We start from the raw sequence: 16720 nt of genomic DNA on the forward strand, positions 1-16720 counted from the left end.
ATACCATCTAAAACAATGCACACAATCAATTGATAACAAACGATTTTTAAATTTTCATTCATAGAACAGTCGTTTTTCGAAAGATATTTTGAAAATAGATCAATTGCATCCGCCGCGCCTCCCCACGACACTCCGTCCCTATTAAAACATTTCAAAACATTTTATTTCTTACCCTGAGTCCTGGAGAGGATTACCCATGAAAAAATCAACACTCGTTATTGGCGTCATTGGTGCTGACTGCCATGCCGTAGGCAATAAAGTTCTGGACCGCGTTTTTACTGCCCATGATTTTCGCGTAATCAATCTGGGCGTAATGGTGAGCCAGGATGAATATATTGATGCCGCGATCGAAACCGGCGCCGATGCGATTGTCGTCTCTTCCATTTATGGCCACGGCGACATCGACTGCCTGGGTCTGCGCGAGCGCTGCATCGAACGCGGTATCGGCGATATCCTGCTTTACGTCGGCGGCAACCTGGTGGTCGGAAAGCATGACTTCGCAGACATCGAAGCCAAATTCAAAGAGATGGGCTTCCAGCGCGTCTTCGCCCCAAGCCACGATCTCGAAGATGTGTGTCAGTTGATGGCAGCGGATATCAACAAGCGCCACGGCGTTGAACAGCGTTGTCTGGAAGAGGCTATCTGATGCAAACCGTCTCTGTCGATATCGGCTCGACGTGGACCAAAGCTGCCCTCTTCGCAAAGGAGGGGGATGCGTTAACACTGGTTAACCACGTTCTGACTCCGACGACGACCCATCATCTGGCGGACGGTTTTTTCGCCAGCCTGAACCAGGTGCTGAACGTTGCCGATGCGCGCCCACTGCTCAACCGCGGTGAAGTGACCCTGAAATACTCCTCGTCGGCGAAAGGCGGTCTTGCCGTCGCCGCAATGGGGCTGGTGCCGTCGATCACCCTGGAATCGGCAAAAGTCACGGCGCATTCCGCCGGGGCAAAAATCGCCCAGTACTATTCGTACAAACTGAATCGCCATGATATTCAGGCGCTGGAAGCCTCACCGCCGGACATTCTGCTGTTTACCGGCGGCACCGACGGCGGCGAAGAGAGCTACGGTCTGGCCAATGCGCATGCGCTGGCGGCGTCCAGCCTCGACTGCGCCATTATCTACGCCGGAAACCGCGACATTCAGGATGATGTCCAGGCGATTCTGGGACACAAAGATCTGACCACGGTAGACAACATTCTGCCCGACCTCGATCACCCGAATCCCTTCGCCGCCCGCAAGGCGATTTGTGATGTCTTCCTGTCCCGCATCGTAAAAGGCAAAGGCCTGGATGTGATTGTCGGTGAAACCGGCGAAGAACCCATGCCGACGCCCTGGACGGTGTACGAACTGGTCAAAGCCATCAGCGAAGTCGATAGCGCATGGAAAGAGTTCATGCTCATCGACATGGGCGGCGCGACCACCGACGTCTATTCCGCCAGTGCCAACACCCTCTCGCCCGATACCGTGCTGCACGGTGTCCCGGAGCCCTTTGTTAAGCGCACCGTGGAAGGCGATCTCGGCATGCGCGTTTCCGCCGTGGTGGTAGGCGAAAGTACCCAGGAACTGGTGAAGGTGGTATTCGCTCAGCAGCCGGCACGCCAGGAGGCCTTCTATGGCTACCTGCGTCATCTGGTGGCGCATCCCGATTATCTGCCGCAGAGCGAGGAAGAGAAATACTTTGATTCTCTGTTAGCCGGACTGTGCGTCGGCTACGCCGCCGAGCGTCACGCAGGCACCAAAAAGCAGGTCTGTACCTGCGTTGGCAACGTCGATTTACAAATGGGACGCGACCTGACTACCGTGCGCAAAGTGGTCGGTTCGGGCGGCTGGCTCTCCCGCGCCAGTCAGTTTGATATCCATCACTGGCTCAAATATCGCGAACTGGACGACGACGGCAGACGCATTCTTTTACCCACTCAGTTTGAGTACTACCGCGATGCAAAAGGTCTGCTCCCGCTGCTGGCAAACGTTGCCAGACTGGATCCCCAGGCCGCTGCGCGCACCAGCATTCACTGTTTAACCCTATAAAACCTAAGGCAGCGACGAATGGAACTTCGAAATAAAAAATTAACCCATGACGAATTTATGACCGAGCGGCATCAGGTGTTGCAGACGTGGCATACCGGCAAAGACGTCGAACATTTTGAAGATGGCGTGAAGTATCAGCAGACCATTCCTGAGAAAAAACGGTTCTCGCACGCCTTGCTGAAGGCGGATCAGGAAGGGAAAACCCTGAGCCAACCGCGTGCCGGTGTGGCGCTGATGGATGAGCATATCGAACTGCTGAAAACCCTGCAGGTAGAGTGTGACCTGCTGCCCAGCACCATCGATGCCTACACCCGTCTGAATCGTTATGAAGAAGCCGCCATTGGGATCCAGAAATCCATCGAAGCCGGGACCTCAAAACTCAACGGACTGCCGGTGGTTAACCACGGCGTAGCGGCCTGTCGTCGGATGACCGAAGCGCTGGAGAAACCCATTCAGGTCCGTCACGGTACGCCGGATGCGCGTCTGCTGGCGGAGATCGCCATGGCCAGCGGCTTCACCAGCTATGAAGGCGGCGGTATCTCCTACAACATTCCTTACGCCAAACGCGTGACGCTGGAAAAATCCATTCGCGACTGGCAGTACTGCGACCGCCTGATGGGGCTGTATGAAGAACACGGCATTCGCATTAACCGCGAACCGTTCGGCCCGTTGACCGGCACGCTGATCCCGCCATTCATGTCTCACGCAGTGGCAATTATCGAAGGTTTGCTGGCGCTGGAACAGGGCGTGAAATCCATCACCGTCGGCTACGGCCAGGTGGGCAGCCTGACGCAGGACATTGCCGCGATCCAGTCACTGCGCGAACTGTCTCACGAGTATTTCCAGAACTACGGCTTCAATGATTACGAGCTGAGCACCGTGTTCCACCAGTGGATGGGCGGATTCCCGGAAGACGAATCCAAAGCGTTCTCCATTATCTCCTGGGGCGCAGCGGTCGCCGGTATGTCCGGCGCGACCAAAGTGATCACCAAGAGCCCACATGAAGCCTTCGGTATTCCGACGGCGGCGGCAAACGCCCAGGGACTGCGTGCGTCACGTCAGATGCTCAACATGGTCAGTGACCAGAAATTCCCGCCGTGTGCCGCAGTAGAACAGGAAGTGGATCTGATTAAGAGCGAAGTTCGCGCAGTCCTGAAGAAAGTGTTTGAACTGGGCAACGGCGATGTCGCGCGCGGCACCGTGCTGGCCTTCGAAGCAGGCGTGCTGGACGTACCTTTCGCCCCGGCCTCCTGTAACGCCGGTAAAATCCTGCCGGTTCGCGATAACGCCGGCGCGATCCGTATTCTGGAAGCCGGTTCAGTGCCGCTGCCGCAAGACATTCTCGCTCTACACCACGATTACGTGGCCGAACGTGCCCATTACGAAGGACGTAAACCCTCATTCCAGATGGTTGTTGATGACATCAACGCTGTATCCCACAGTCAATTAATAGGAAGACCATAATGAAAATTAAACAGGCGCTTTTCACCGCTGGCTACTCCTCATTCTATTTTGATGACCAGCAGGCGATCAAAAATGGCGCAGGTCATGACGGGTTTATTTATACCGGCGATCCGGTTACCCCGGGCTTTACCTCTGTACGCCAGGCTGGCGAGTGTGTTTCCGTACAGCTGATTCTGGAAAACGGCGCCGTCGCGGTGGGTGATTGCGCCGCCGTTCAGTACTCCGGTGCCGGCGGCCGTGATCCGCTGTTCCTGGCTGAACATTTTATTCCGTTCCTCAACGATCACATTAAACCGCTGCTGGAAGGCCGCGATGTGGATGCGTTCCTGCCGAACGCCCGTTTTTTCGACAAACTGCGCATCGACGGTAATTTGCTGCATACCGCCGTTCGTTACGGCCTGTCACAGGCGCTGCTTGACGCCACCGCGCTGGCCTCGGGTCGTCTGAAAACGGAAGTGGTGTGTGACGAATGGCAACTGCCGTGCGTACCGGAAGCCATTCCTTTATTTGGCCAGAGCGGCGACGACCGCTACATCGCCGTCGACAAGATGATCCTCAAAGGCGTTGACGTCCTGCCGCACGCGCTGATCAACAACGTTGAAGAGAAGCTCGGTTTCAAAGGCGAAAAACTGCGTGAATACGTGCGCTGGTTGTCCGACCGTATTCTCAGCCTGCGCACCAGCCCACGCTATCACCCGACGTTGCATATCGACGTGTATGGCACCATCGGTCTGATCTTCGATATGGACCCGGTGCGCTGCGCCGAGTATATCGCCAGCCTCGAAAAAGAAGCGCAGGGTCTGCCGCTGTACATTGAAGGCCCGGTCGATGCAGGCAACAAACCGGATCAGATCCGTATGCTGACCGCCATCACCAAAGAGCTGACCCGTCTGGGTTCCGGCGTGAAAATTGTCGCCGACGAATGGTGTAACACCTATCAGGACATCGTGGACTTCACCGATGCCGGCAGCTGTCACATGGTGCAGATCAAAACCCCGGATCTCGGCGGCATTCACAACATCGTTGACGCGGTGCTGTACTGCAACAAGCACGGGATGGAAGCCTACCAGGGCGGTACCTGCAACGAAACCGAAATCAGCGCCCGCACCTGCGTACATGTGGCTCTCGCCGCCCGTCCAATGCGTATGCTGATCAAGCCGGGTATGGGCTTCGATGAAGGTCTCAATATCGTGTTTAACGAAATGAACCGCACCATCGCGCTGTTGCAGACTAAGGATTAAGAGATGGCACGCACATTTAAGATCTTATCGCCGACGGCTATCCTGGGTTATGGCTTCCCGGAAGAGAGCTTTCGTAAAGCCATGGAAGCGTCACCGGATCTGATCGCGGTTGACGCAGGCTCCTCCGATCCTGGCCCCCACTACCTGGGGGCGGGGAAACCGTTTACCGATCGGGCCGGAGTGAAACGCGATCTGCGCTATATGATCACGGCGGGCGTTAAGAACAACATTCCGGTGGTGATCGGCACCGCCGGGGGATCCGGTGCAGCACCGCACCTTGAGTGGTGTCGGCAGATTATCCTTGAGATCGCACAGGAAGAAAAACTGTCCTTCTCAATGGCGCTGATCCCATCGGATGTGAATAAAGAGGTGGTTCATCAGGCGCTGGATAACGGCAAAATCACCGCGCTGGACTTTGTTCCGGCACTGACCCACGAGGCGATCGAAGAGAGCACCTACATCGTGGCGCAGATGGGGATCGAACCGTTCCAGCGTGCGCTGGAAGCCGGTGCGCAAGTGGTATTGGGCGGACGGGCTTACGATCCGGCCTGCTTCGCGGCGCTGCCGATTATGCAGGGATTTGATGAAGGTCTGGCGCTGCACTGCGGCAAGATCCTGGAATGTGCGGCCATTGCCGCCACCCCAGGTTCCGGCTCTGACTGCGCAATGGGGATTATCGACGACAACGGCTTTACGCTGAAGACGTTCAACCCGAAACGCAAGTTCACCGAAACGTCGGCGGCGGCACACACCCTGTATGAGAAATCCGATCCGTACTTCCTGCCAGGCCCTGGCGGCGTACTGAACCTGAAAGGGTGCAGTTTCAAAACGGTAAACGATGGCGAAGTGTACGTCAGCGGTTCCCGTCATGAAGAAACGCCGTATGCGCTGAAACTGGAAGGTGCGCGTCAGGTGGGCTTCCGTTGCCTGACCATCGCCGGTACCCGCGATCCGATCATGATTGCCAGCATCGACACCATTCTCGAAGAAGTTCAGGCCAGCGTCGCCCGCAACCTCTCGCTGAATGATGACAGCATCCGCATGACGTTCCACCTGTACGGCAAGAACGGCGTGATGGGTAATCATGAGCCGGTGCAAACCGCCGGGCATGAACTGGGCATTTTGCTGGATGTGGTCGCGCCAACGCAGGATATCGCCAACAGCGTCTGTTCGCTGGTGCGCTCTACCCTGTTGCACTACGGCTACGAAAACCGGATCGCCACGGCAGGCAACCTCGCCTTCCCGTTCTCGCCATCCGACATTCAAAGCGGGCCGGTGTATGAGTTCTCAATCTATCACCTGATCGAAGCCAGCGACGCCCTGCGTTTTGACTTCCATATCGAACAGGTGACGCCAGAAGGAGTTCAGGCATGAAACACGCTATTTGCACCCTGGCGCAGGTGATTCGTTCTAAAAACGCCGGACCGTATGAACTGGTGTTAGATATTTTATTTAAAACGCGCGAAGACTATCAGCGGGTAAAACGTTCTGAGCAATTAACCCCGCAGTTAATTGCCCGCTTATATAACGTTGAACCTGATTTTATTCATCGCATCGTCTGGTTCGACCCGGCGAATGCCGTAAAAATCGTGATGCCTCGCGATATTATTTCCGGCAACGTTGGTGACAATGATGTTTATGGCGCGCAGCAGCATGCGCCGTTATTAAGTATTGAGTTCGATCTATAGTCAATAAAATACAACAACGTCCATTGGCGTACAGGATTTCGCTGTATCACTGTATTCCAGATAATTCATGCGGTTGGTCACAACCAGCGTGCGCCTGAACTGCTGTCCTGGCTCAGGCGCACGCTACCTTACAACACTTCACAGACCAGCCTTGATCCGATGGAGTAATAATGAAGAAAATAAGTCTAACCAAAATGATCATATTAGGCCTGATACTCGGCATGATTGCCGGGGTGGCTATTAATAATATGGCATCGGCAGATACAGCAAAATCATACGCGCAGGATATTTCTATTTTTACCACCATCTTTTTACGTATGGTAAAAATGATTATCGCGCCGTTGGTTATTTCAACCCTGGTTGTCGGTATCGCGAAAATGGGCGATGCCAAAACGCTGGGACGTATATTCTCAAAAACCTTTTTCCTGTTTATCTGCGCCTCACTGCTGTCGATTGCGCTGGGTCTGGTCATCGTCAATCTGTTCCAGCCAGGTGCGGGCATTAACTTCGTCGCCCATGACGCAGCGGCAGTGGCTGGCGTGCAGTCAGAACCGTTCACGCTGAAAGTGTTTATCTCTCACGCCGTACCGACCAGTATCGTGGATGCGATGGCGCGTAACGAAATCCTGCAAATCGTGGTGTTCTCGATTTTCCTCGGGTGCAGTCTGGCCGCCATTGGCGAGAAAGCCGAGCCGATCGTGAAGGTGCTCGATTCACTGGTTCACGTCATGCTGAAGCTGACCGGTTACGTCATGCTGTTCGCCCCGTTAACCGTGTTCGCCGCGATCTCCGGGCTTATCGCTGAACGCGGGCTGGGCGTGATGGTGAGCGCCGGGATCTTCATGGGTGAGTTCTACCTGACGCTGGGTATGCTGTGGGCGATCCTCATCGGCCTGTCAACGGTGATTGTCGGTCCGTGCATCAGTCGCCTGACGAAAGCGATTCTCGAACCGGCGCTGCTGGCGTTTACCACGTCCAGTTCTGAAGCTGCGTTCCCGGGCACCCTGGATAAGCTGGAGAAATTCGGCGTCTCGTCTAAGATTGCCAGCTTCGTGCTGCCTATCGGTTACTCCTTCAACCTCGTGGGTTCAATGGCCTATTGCTCGTTTGCCACCGTCTTTATCGCGCAGGCGTGCAACATTGAACTGAGCATGGGCGAGCAAATCACCATGCTGCTGATTCTGATGTTGACCTCCAAAGGTATGGCAGGCGTACCGCGTGCCTCGATGGTGGTCATTGCCGCTACCCTCAACCAGTTCAACATTCCGGAAGCCGGTCTGATCCTGCTGATGGGCGTCGATCCGTTCCTCGACATGGGCCGTTCCGCAACCAACGTGATGAGTAACGCCATGGGCGCCGCGATTGTCGGTCGCTGGGAAGGTGAACACTTCGGTTCCGGCTGCCGGGGCACTGCGCCGGTCAAAACGCCAGAACAGGAGCGTCCTGCCACTGAGCCGTCAGAAGTGGTGATGTCCTGATGATATAAGGTTGCCGGATGGCGCTATTGCTTATCCGGCCTACACATCGAGTATTAACCTGTAGGCCGGATAAGGGGCTTGCGCCGCCATCCGGCAACATGCCAATCACACCAACAAGGTTGCACCATGAACGTAAAATTCTTCGGCGCGAGCATGTTAACCGCCAGCCTGTTTTTTAGCGCCGCCACGCTGGCGCAAACGGCACCGGACTACGCCGCATTGATCGAACAGGCACACCAGAAATACAAAAGTAACGACGGCGGCAAAGTCGCCGACTATATCCCTGCTCTTGCCACCTACAGCCCCAACAACTTCGCCATTACCCTCGCTACCGTTGACGGCAAAATTTACCAGGCCGGAGACATCAACAAAGCATTCCCGATGGAATCGCTGAGCAAAGTCTTCACCCTCGCGCTGGCGATGGAACAGCGTGGGCCACAAGAGGTGCTGGATAAACTTGGCGCCAATGCTACCGGCCTGCCCTTTAATTCCGGTCTCGCGGTCGAACTCACCCAAGGCGCACCGGAGAATCCGCTGGTCAATGCCGGTGCCATGAGTACCGTCAGCCTGATTGATGCCAAAGACAAAACCGACCGCTGGAACAAAATCCTCGCCAACCTGAACGCCTGGGCCGACGCCACGCTCACGGTCAATGAACCGGTATTTCGATCGGAAATGGAGACCAACCAGCACAATCAGGCGCTGGCGCAATTGATGGCATCGTACAACAGCTTCTACGGCAACACGCAGGAGGCCGTGGAGATCTACACCCGCCAGTGTTCAGTAGACGTCACCGTTGAGCAACTTGCCAAAATGGGTGCCGTACTGGCCAACAAGGGGAAATCGCCGTTCACCGGCAAACAGTTGCTCAATGAGCGCTATGTTCCGCAGGTACTGGCTGAAATGGCCATCGCCGGTCTCTACGACGGCAGCGGAAAATGGCTGTACACCGTCGGTATTCCGGCGAAAAGCGGCGTCGGCGGGGGAATGGTCGCGGTGGTACCGGGACAATACGCCATCGCCGTTTACTCACCGCCGCTGGACAGCGCCGGGAACAGCGTGCGCGCACAGCAGACTATTGAATATGTTGCCCATGCAACGCAGGCCAATCTCTTTATGGCGCATTAAGCGGATGCCGGATGGCGCTCATGCGAATCCGGCCTACAAATCAGGCATTTTTGTAAGTCGGATACGGCGCGACGACGCCCTCCGGCGATATCAACCTTAACGTGAGAAGTAACATGTCTAAACCCTTTGTCTGGCAAGAACTCTTTGTACAAAGCAAAGAGAGTACGGAATACGAATTACTGAGCAATCAGCATGTTACGGTGACAGAGTTAGATGGCGAAGAGGTCATCAAAGTGGCGCCGGAAGCATTAACGCTGCTGGCGCAACAGGCATTCTATGAAGCATCGTTCTTCCTGCGCTCCGGACACTTAAAGCAGATTGCCAGCATCCTGCACGATCCGCAGGCCAGCAGTAACGACAAATATGTCGCCCTGCAGCTGTTACGTAATGCGGAAGTGTCGGCGAAAGGCGTGCTGCCGAACTGCCAGGACACGGGTACGGCGACAGTGGTCGCCAGCAAAGGCCAACAGATATGGACCGGCGGCGATGACGCCGAAGCGCTCAGCAAAGGGATTTACACCACCTTTAAAGAAAATAACCTCCGCTACTCGCAAAACGCCCCGCTGGATATGTATACCGAGGTCAATACCGGCACCAACCTGCCGGCGCAGATCGATATCAGCGCCACGCCGGGTAGCGAATACCGCTTCCTGTTCGTCAATAAGGGCGGCGGCTCAGCCAACAAAGCGGCGCTGTTCCAGGAGACCAAATCGATCCTGCAACCGGAAAAGCTCACCGCCTTCCTGATCGAGAAGATGAAATCGCTGGGTACCGCAGCCTGCCCGCCGTATCACATCGCTTTTGTCGTCGGTGGTCTCTCCGCAGATCAGGCGCTCAAGGTCGCCAAACTGGCCTCAACCAAGTATTACGACAACCTGCCCACCAGCGGTAACGAACTGGGTCAGGCGTTTCGTGACACCGCGCTGGAATCCGCGCTGCTCAATGCCAGCCGTGAATTTGGCATTGGCGCACAGTTTGGCGGCAAATATTTCGCCCATGATATTCGCGTCATTCGTCTGCCGCGCCACGGCGGCTCCTGCCCGATCGCGATGGCGCTCTCCTGCTCCGCCGATCGCAATATCAAAGCGAAGATCAACAAACACGGGATCTGGCTGGAAAAACTCGAGCATAACCCGGGCAAATTTATCCCTGAATCCAGCCGCATCGAGAACAGCGCGCAGAGCGTAAACCTGGATCTGAACCGTCCGCTGCGCGAGATCCTGCATGATTTATCCGCCCTGCCCGTCGGTACGCGGCTTTCGCTAAACGGCCCGATCGTCGTCGCCCGCGACATCGTGCACGCCAAACTCAAAGAGCGCCTGGACAACGGCGAAGCGATGCCAGCGTACATGAAAGATCACATTGTCTACTACGCAGGCCCGGCCAAAACGCCAGATCAGATGGCCTGTGGCTCGCTCGGGCCAACCACCGGCGGGCGCATGGACGGTTATGTCGATGCCTTCCAGGCCGCTGGCGGTAGCCTGATCATGCTGTCCAAAGGCAACCGCAGTTCGCAGGTCACCGAGGCCTGCCATAAACACGGCGGATTCAACCTCGGCAGCATCGGCGGCGCCGCAGCCTTACTGGCGCAGCAATACGTGAAAAGCCTGCGCTGCCTCGAATACCCCGAACTGGGAATGGAAGCGGTCTGGATGATGGAAGTTGAAAACCTGCCGGCCTTCGTGCTGGTAGACGACAAAGGAAACAACTTCTTCAGCCAGTTTGAACAACAGCATCGTTGTGCATCCTGCCCGGCAGGACATTAAGGAGCGTTTATGCAAGCGCGAGCCAATGGCGACCGTCATCGCCAGCGTCAGCAAAAGCTGAAAGAACAGGTGGATATCCGCGTGGCAGCCGCCACGGAACAAAAAGGGATTTTGATCGTTTTCACCGGTAATGGAAAAGGGAAATCCACGGCCGCCTTTGGCACCGCCACCCGTGCGGTGGGTCATGGTAAAACCGTTGGCGTCGCGCAGTTTATCAAAGGCCAGTGGGATAATGGCGAATACAACACCCTGCATCCACTGGGGGTTGAGTTTCACATTATGGGGACCGGGTTTACCTGGGAAACGCAAAACCGCGTGTCAGATATCGCCGCGGCGCTCGCCGTCTGGGCAGAGAGCAAGCGCATGCTGGCCGATGCGCATTACGATCTGGTGGTGCTGGACGAACTCACTTACATGCTGGCGTATCACTATCTTGATACCGACGAGGTGATCGCCGCCATTCGGGAGCGTCCGGCGCAGCAGAGTGTGATTGTGACCGGGCGAGGGTGTCACGCGCAGTTACTGGAGCTTGCCGATACGGTGAGCGAACTGCGCCCGGTCAAGCATGCGTTTGACAGCGGTATTCAGGCTCAGGCAGGAATTGACTGGTAGTCACGTCGTTGCCGGATGGCGCATGCGCTTATCCGGCTTCCCGTTTGCCCGTCATCCGCCATCAGCGTTCCAGGTGAGATACCACCGATTTTTGCAACAGCCAGTCGCGGAAGACCTGTAAATGACGGGATTCCGCTTTTTCTTCCCGCCAGGTCATGATGAAACGATTACCCGTGCGCATGGGCACATCGCAAGGGATCACCATGTCACCGTTGTCCAGATCGTGCTGGATCGCAAAACGCGGGAGCAGCGCAACCCCCAGATTCGATCGCACCGCGGCGATCAGCATCGACAGCAGATCAAAACGCGGGCCTTTGTTGGCCAATGGACTACTGACATCCGACAGGGCGAACCACTCCTGCCAGCCGTTAATTCGCGTACTTTGATGCAGCAATGGAAACTCATTGAGCAACTCTTCGACCGCCAGTTTCTGGTTAGGCTGTGACAGCAGACTGCCGCTGCAAACCGGGAGGATTTCCTCTTCGAACAGATACTCCACTTCTGACCACGGCGAACAGAAGTCCTCACGCATAATGGCCGCATCATATTCACGATTGAGAAAATCGCCCATGTTCGCCAGCGAGTGAATATTAACGATAATATCGGGGTTAAGTTTGTTGAATTCACGCAGATTGGGGATCAGCCAGTGGGTGCTGAACGTCGGATTGACCGCCAGTTCAATGACTTCGACCGTGGGCTGCCAGGTCATAATGGTATTCGTATCACGCTCAAGTTTATTTAGCGTTTCCTTAACAATGCTCAAATAATGCTTCCCGGCCGCGTTTAAAAAAATCCGCTTTTTGGCATGACTAAATAATGCAGTATGCAGAAAATCCTCAAGTGCATTCACCTGGCGAAATACGGCACTTTGCGTTAATGCTAACTCCTCCGCCGCACGCGTATAACTTTCATGACGTGCCACCACTTCAAACGTCACCAGTAATTCAGTCTTTGGTATCTTTCCTCTCATAACGTCTTCCATATGCCGCGTACAAAAATAGTTTAATTTATAAAAAATAAATGCAACCGACTCCCGATTGGCCTGAGAGTTATATTTTATTTCCTACCTGGATGTCATTGATCCACTCCATGGTTTATTCACACAGGAGGCGAACAAATAATAACCAATAATACGCAAGACTGACCATAAACACAATTTAATTAAGGTTATTTTGCGACAAATAGCGCCAATAAGTTCTTAATAATTTTTCAAGATAACTTGTTTATCGGAGAAAAAACTTTGCGGGTTTAATCAATATTATTTACTTATTATTTCAGGAGAATTCAGTTCACTAAACGATAAGCAAACGATGGCGTTTTTTCATCTGCTTTTACTCTTTTTACCGTTTTTCCCGACAATAATTAAGGACGACATATGAAAAATTCCGGAAAAGTCTGGCTGGTTGGTGCAGGCCCGGGTGATATCACCTTACTGACCCTTAAAGCCCTGCAGTGTATTCAACAGGCTGATGTCATCATTTACGATCGGCTGGTCAATCCCAAAATGCTTGAGTGGTGCTCAGCGAGCTGTACCTGCATCAACGTTGGCAAAAGTCCGGGCTATCATTGTGTTCCTCAGGAGGAGATCAATGCTCTGCTTATCCAACATGCGCGGACGCAGCGGAACATTGTGCGCCTGAAAGGCGGCGATCCTTACGTGTTTGGTCGCGGTGCCGAAGAGGTGGAATATCTGGTCGAGGAAGGCATTGCCTTCGAAGTGGTGCCGGGGATCAGTTCCGCCATTGGCGGGCTGGCCTGCGCCGGGATCCCGGTGACCCACCGCGACCTGGCATCGGGTTTTCATGTCGTGACAGGACATACCCGCGAAGGTAATCAGCAGCAGGACTGGCGGCAGCTCGCGAAGCTCAACGGCACGCTGGTGATTGTCATGGGGATCGCTAATCTGCCGTTTATCTGTGAAGAATTGCTGATGGGGGGCAAGTCACCGGACACGCCCGCAGCGATTGTGATGTCGGCCACCCGGGACAATCAGCGGCGCTTAACCTGTACGCTTGGCACATTACTCACGAAAGCGCAGGAAGCGAATATTGTGCCACCGGCGCTGATTGTGGTTGGCGATGTTGTCCGTCTGAGCGACCGACTCTCTTTTATTCCAGAGGTGATGGAACGCGCCTACAGCGAAAGCTGCTCATGACGGAATGACTGCGGAGACGTCTGGTGAGCCGCCCGGAACACCCGACAAAAATAGCTGGTCTGCGCATACTGAAGTTTCCGGGCGATGCTGTCGATAGAGTTGGTCGGATCGCACAGCAACTCACTCGCCCGCTGCATTTTTTTCTGGCTCACCCAGGTTTTAAAATTCACTCCCTGCCGTTTCTTAAAGAAACGGCTAAAGTAGTTGGCGCTTAGACAGACATGCGCGGCCACCGACTCCAGCGTCAGTTCCTCATATAAGTGTTCATCAATATAGCGCAGTGCGGCGACCAGTTTCTTTTCGTGGCGAGAAAGTTCCATTGCCGACAAACGCAGGTCGCTCAACTGCACATCGGCGGTGTCCAACGTTTTACTCTGAACCGGATTGAGATTATTAATAATAAAGCTGAGCAGGTTTGCCGCCGCCACCAAGTGATTATTTTCAACAATCGCGACCTGATTCCAGGCTGATTTGATTTTAGGATCGAAAACCCACTGCCGATCGTCATCAATGACAATACTTTTATATTCCGGATATTTTGCGCGCACCTGACCGCAAATAATAAACCCCAGCAGATGCCCTTGACGAATTAACGGCATAGAGAAAAAACTTAACCCCGCATGACAGCAGAGAATTCTGATTTTTTCTTCTTTTAACCCTTCGAAAGCACAATATTTATCACATTTCTGACAACTTTTTTGGTATTGCGGATTAGCGCGCAGTAATGAACAGAACGAATTAAAATTATGACAGGCGGAGATTTCCCGACCATTAATGTCTACCACCACGGCAGCAAGCCCCGTGGCCTTAGAAAACACCTCTGCCAGTGAGTAAAAAGTGTGTAAGACATCGTCCTGATTATGCTGAGGCACGTCACGCTCCGTCAGTGGTCTGGATAACGTCGTTAATATGCAAAATTTGTCCGGCTGAAAGAATGACCCTGACCGCAAAAAATAATCTCATTTATTCAGGTGATTATGATCAAATTGCAAGAGCGGCGTCCCCGTCTCCTCAAAACCGTTCTGCGCCGGTTGTGACAACTTTTCCCAAAGATTAACGAATCTTCACATCGCTCTGTGAGCATCATTTCAATGCAATGAATTAATTTATTTATTATTTTCAATAAATTATATAAAAGTTATTCAATTTTATGATGTGCTTATTTGTGAGAATCATCATGTGAATGTGAAACGCCCTCCTGAATAATAGGCTCAATTACCAGACAATCTGAACGGAGTGGATGTATGCCCGTCACGACAGGTGTTATCGCCGACGACTTTACTGGCGCAACGGATATAGCAAGTTTTATGGCTGAACAAGGCTGGCGGGTCGCGCTACTGCCCGGGATGCCAGACGCCGCACAGCCGTGGAATGAAGAGGTCGACGCGATTGTCATCTCGCTTAAAAGCCGTTCTCTACCGGCTGACCAGGCCATCGATCAATCATTACGCTGCTGGCAATGGCTGCACAACATGGCAGGCGCGCGGCAGATTTACTTTAAATATTGCTCCACCTTTGATTCCACCCCCGCCGGGAATATTGGTCCGGTCAGCGATGCGCTGATGGAAGCGATGCACGCGCCGTACATTGTTCACTGTCCAGCCCTGCCGCAAAACGGACGTACGGTGATTCACGGTCATCTGTTTGTGCATGGCATATTGCTGAATGAATCCGGCATGGAGAAACATCCACTCAACCCGATGACCGATGCGAACCTGATTCGACTGCTCATGGCGCAAACTACCAGCACGGTCGGGCGTATTGACCTCAGCACGATTCAAAAAGGTGTGGAAGCGGTCACTCACGCGCTGGACTGCTGCCAGTCTGAAGGTGTACATCACGTGATTGTGGATACCTTCAGCGAAGCCGATCTGCAGACCCTCGCTCAGGCCTTACGTCATACACCGCTGCTGGCGGGCGGTTCCGGCCTGGGTGGCGCACTGGCCGCTTGCGCCGCGCCACAGCGTGGACGGGACGCAGTACATCCCTTCCCGCAGCCGGCAAAAACGGTGGTTTTTTCCGGAAGTTGTTCCACCATGAGCAACCGCCAGGTGAATCGCTATAAAGCGCAGGCCGCTTCCCGCCTGCTCGACGTGGCGCGCTGCCTGGCAGACGCAGAGCATTACAGCGATGAGCTGTCGCTGTGGACAATGGCGCATGTCGATGACGCGCTCGCCCCGCTGATTTACGCCACCCAGCCACCGGAAGCGCTGAAACGTATTCAACAGGAGTACGGTGAGCAGCGCGCCAGCCGGGCAATTGAACATACCTTTGCCAGACTGTCGGCCAAACTGCAGGCCGCGGGCGTAAACGGTTTTATCGTCGCGGGTGGCGAAACGTCCGGCACCGTAGTGGAGGCGTTACAGGTGACGCGACTGGCGGTCGGCAAAGCCATCGCGCCCGGCGTGCCGTGGGTGTTTTCCGCCGAGCCGCCGCTGGCGCTGGCGCTGAAATCAGGCAACTTCGGTGACGAAGACTTCTTTTTCACCGCGCAGGAGTATGCATCATGAGTCAGCTTAACGAACAGCAACTGCGCGAACAGCTGGTGCATTACGGTCGCTCCCTGTTTATGCGCGGCTTCAGCAGCGGTGGTTCGGGCAACCTGAGCGTAAGGCTACCGGACGGCGGCTATCTGGTGACGCCGACCAACTCCTGTCTGGGCGAGCTGGACGCCGCCACGCTCAGCAAACTGGATGCCAACGGCGTTCACCTCAGTGGCGATAAACCCTCGAAAGAAGTGCCCATGCATCTGGCCTGGTACCGTCATCGTCCGACCTGCGGCGCGGTAGTCCATTTGCATTCGCCATGGCTGACCGCCCTTTCCTGCCTGCCGTGCAGCACGCCGGAAAACTGTCTGCCGCCGTTAACGCCGTACTACGTAATGCGCGTCGGGCAGTTACCGCTTCTGCCTTATTTCAAACCCGGTCATGAAGGCATTGCCAGTGCGCTCAGCGAAATTGCGGCGGACCATATCGCCGCGCTCCTGGCAAATCATGGTCCGGTAGTCAGTGGCCGCTCACTTCGTGAGGCGGTGTTTAATGCCGAAGAGCTGGAAGACAGCGCCCGCATCTGGCTGACCTTGAAACCACTGGGCTACGTGCCGCTAACGGCGGAAGCGGTAGCTGAACTCCAGTCATCCTTGCGAGTGTGAGGT

At 54.6% G+C, this 16720-nt stretch carries 15 protein-coding genes; 13 read left to right on the plus strand and 2 right to left on the minus strand.

From position 1 onward, the window contains the following. Window positions 1–196: 196 nt before the first annotated feature. The 10 genes from glmS (at window position 197) to cobO (ending at window position 11411) form a co-directional block, all read left to right on the plus strand. Complete coding sequence (glmS, locus tag WM46_RS10865) at window positions 197–646, plus strand: methylaspartate mutase subunit S (RefSeq protein ID WP_061076886.1); 450 nt, start codon at window positions 197–199, stop codon at window positions 644–646. Then, window positions 646–2034, plus strand: a complete 1389-nt coding sequence (gene glmL, locus WM46_RS10870) for a methylaspartate mutase accessory protein GlmL (RefSeq protein WP_061076885.1) — start codon at window positions 646–648, stop codon at window positions 2032–2034. Before glmS ends, glmL begins: the two co-directional genes overlap by 1 nt. A gap of 18 nt (window positions 2035–2052) precedes the next feature. After that, complete coding sequence (locus tag WM46_RS10875; protein ID WP_102602244.1) at window positions 2053–3498, plus strand: methylaspartate mutase subunit E; 1446 nt, start codon at window positions 2053–2055, stop codon at window positions 3496–3498. Next, window positions 3498–4739 (plus strand): methylaspartate ammonia-lyase, encoded by a 1242-nt coding sequence (locus WM46_RS10880; RefSeq protein WP_061076883.1) that lies wholly within the window; start codon window positions 3498–3500, stop codon window positions 4737–4739. Before WM46_RS10875 ends, WM46_RS10880 begins: the two co-directional genes overlap by 1 nt. 3 nt (window positions 4740–4742) lie before the next feature. Next, window positions 4743–6113 (plus strand): acyclic terpene utilization AtuA family protein, encoded by a 1371-nt coding sequence (locus WM46_RS10885; protein WP_102602245.1) that lies wholly within the window; start codon window positions 4743–4745, stop codon window positions 6111–6113. Next, window positions 6110–6427, plus strand: a complete 318-nt coding sequence (locus WM46_RS10890; RefSeq protein WP_042320615.1) for a DUF4387 domain-containing protein — start codon at window positions 6110–6112, stop codon at window positions 6425–6427. Before WM46_RS10885 ends, WM46_RS10890 begins: the two co-directional genes overlap by 4 nt. 170 nt (window positions 6428–6597) lie before the next feature. Continuing rightward, the gene (locus tag WM46_RS10895; protein WP_102602246.1) at window positions 6598–7905 is read left to right on the plus strand and encodes a dicarboxylate/amino acid:cation symporter; all 1308 of its coding nucleotides are present in this window, start codon (window positions 6598–6600) and stop codon (window positions 7903–7905) included. A 126-nt stretch (window positions 7906–8031) separates the two neighbouring features. Beyond that, on the plus strand, window positions 8032–9033 hold the full coding sequence (glsA, locus tag WM46_RS10900; RefSeq protein ID WP_102602247.1) for a glutaminase A: 1002 nt from the start codon (window positions 8032–8034) through the stop codon (window positions 9031–9033). Between the two features lie 113 nt (window positions 9034–9146). Further along, the gene (locus WM46_RS10905) at window positions 9147–10799 is read left to right on the plus strand and encodes a class I fumarate hydratase (protein ID WP_102602248.1); all 1653 of its coding nucleotides are present in this window, start codon (window positions 9147–9149) and stop codon (window positions 10797–10799) included. 9 nt (window positions 10800–10808) lie between these two features. Continuing rightward, window positions 10809–11411 carry a cob(I)yrinic acid a,c-diamide adenosyltransferase gene (gene cobO / locus WM46_RS10910; RefSeq protein WP_102602249.1) on the plus strand — a complete coding sequence of 201 codons (603 nt, stop codon included), beginning with the start codon at window positions 10809–10811 and terminating at the stop codon, window positions 11409–11411. 61 nt (window positions 11412–11472) lie between these two features. Here the strand turns inward: cobO and WM46_RS10915 are convergent, their stop codons facing one another. Then, on the minus strand, window positions 11473–12381 hold the full coding sequence (locus WM46_RS10915) for a LysR family transcriptional regulator (RefSeq protein WP_061076878.1): 909 nt from the start codon (window positions 12379–12381) through the stop codon (window positions 11473–11475). A gap of 405 nt (window positions 12382–12786) precedes the next feature. Between WM46_RS10915 and cobA the strand changes: the two genes are divergently transcribed. Next, window positions 12787–13566 carry a uroporphyrinogen-III C-methyltransferase gene (gene cobA / locus WM46_RS10920; protein ID WP_102602250.1) on the plus strand — a complete coding sequence of 260 codons (780 nt, stop codon included), beginning with the start codon at window positions 12787–12789 and terminating at the stop codon, window positions 13564–13566. On the opposite strand, the gene WM46_RS10925 is transcribed toward cobA, so the two are convergent. Beyond that, window positions 13545–14438, minus strand: a complete 894-nt coding sequence (locus WM46_RS10925; protein ID WP_102602251.1) for a PocR ligand-binding domain-containing protein — start codon at window positions 14436–14438, stop codon at window positions 13545–13547. The two genes, cobA and WM46_RS10925, sit on opposite strands and share 22 nt — an antisense overlap. Before the next feature lie 372 nt (window positions 14439–14810). Between WM46_RS10925 and otnK the strand changes: the two genes are divergently transcribed. Together otnK and WM46_RS10935 are read left to right on the plus strand one after the other, a co-directional pair. Then, a complete protein-coding gene (gene otnK, locus WM46_RS10930; protein ID WP_102602252.1) occupies window positions 14811–16076 on the plus strand; it encodes a 3-oxo-tetronate kinase in 1266 nt (421 codons plus the stop codon). Next, window positions 16073–16717 carry an aldolase gene (locus tag WM46_RS10935; RefSeq protein ID WP_061076874.1) on the plus strand — a complete coding sequence of 215 codons (645 nt, stop codon included), beginning with the start codon at window positions 16073–16075 and terminating at the stop codon, window positions 16715–16717. The genes otnK and WM46_RS10935 overlap by 4 nt, the downstream gene beginning before the upstream one ends. Window positions 16718–16720: the final 3 nt, after the last annotated feature.

The organism is Citrobacter freundii complex sp. CFNIH2 (assembly GCF_002880615.1).
In the GTDB taxonomy this organism is placed as follows: Bacteria; Pseudomonadota; Gammaproteobacteria; order Enterobacterales; family Enterobacteriaceae; genus Citrobacter_A; species Citrobacter_A amalonaticus_F.

Coding starts and splice junctions, on each gene's coding strand:
- WM46_RS10935 (WP_061076874.1), top strand. CDS start 16,073: ATGAGTCAGCTTAACGAACAGCAACTGCGCGAACAGCTGGTGCATTAC.
- WM46_RS10905 (WP_102602248.1), top strand. CDS start 9,147: ATGTCTAAACCCTTTGTCTGGCAAGAACTCTTTGTACAAAGCAAAGAG.
- glsA (WP_102602247.1), top strand. CDS start 8,032: ATGAACGTAAAATTCTTCGGCGCGAGCATGTTAACCGCCAGCCTGTTT.
- WM46_RS10885 (WP_102602245.1), top strand. CDS start 4,743: ATGGCACGCACATTTAAGATCTTATCGCCGACGGCTATCCTGGGTTAT.
- cobA (WP_102602250.1), top strand. CDS start 12,787: ATGAAAAATTCCGGAAAAGTCTGGCTGGTTGGTGCAGGCCCGGGTGAT.
- WM46_RS10915 (WP_061076878.1), bottom strand. CDS start 12,381: ATGAGAGGAAAGATACCAAAGACTGAATTACTGGTGACGTTTGAAGTG.
- glmL (WP_061076885.1), top strand. CDS start 646: ATGCAAACCGTCTCTGTCGATATCGGCTCGACGTGGACCAAAGCTGCC.
- WM46_RS10890 (WP_042320615.1), top strand. CDS start 6,110: ATGAAACACGCTATTTGCACCCTGGCGCAGGTGATTCGTTCTAAAAAC.
- WM46_RS10895 (WP_102602246.1), top strand. CDS start 6,598: ATGAAGAAAATAAGTCTAACCAAAATGATCATATTAGGCCTGATACTC.
- WM46_RS10880 (WP_061076883.1), top strand. CDS start 3,498: ATGAAAATTAAACAGGCGCTTTTCACCGCTGGCTACTCCTCATTCTAT.
- glmS (WP_061076886.1), top strand. CDS start 197: ATGAAAAAATCAACACTCGTTATTGGCGTCATTGGTGCTGACTGCCAT.
- WM46_RS10875 (WP_102602244.1), top strand. CDS start 2,053: ATGGAACTTCGAAATAAAAAATTAACCCATGACGAATTTATGACCGAG.
- cobO (WP_102602249.1), top strand. CDS start 10,809: ATGCAAGCGCGAGCCAATGGCGACCGTCATCGCCAGCGTCAGCAAAAG.
- otnK (WP_102602252.1), top strand. CDS start 14,811: ATGCCCGTCACGACAGGTGTTATCGCCGACGACTTTACTGGCGCAACG.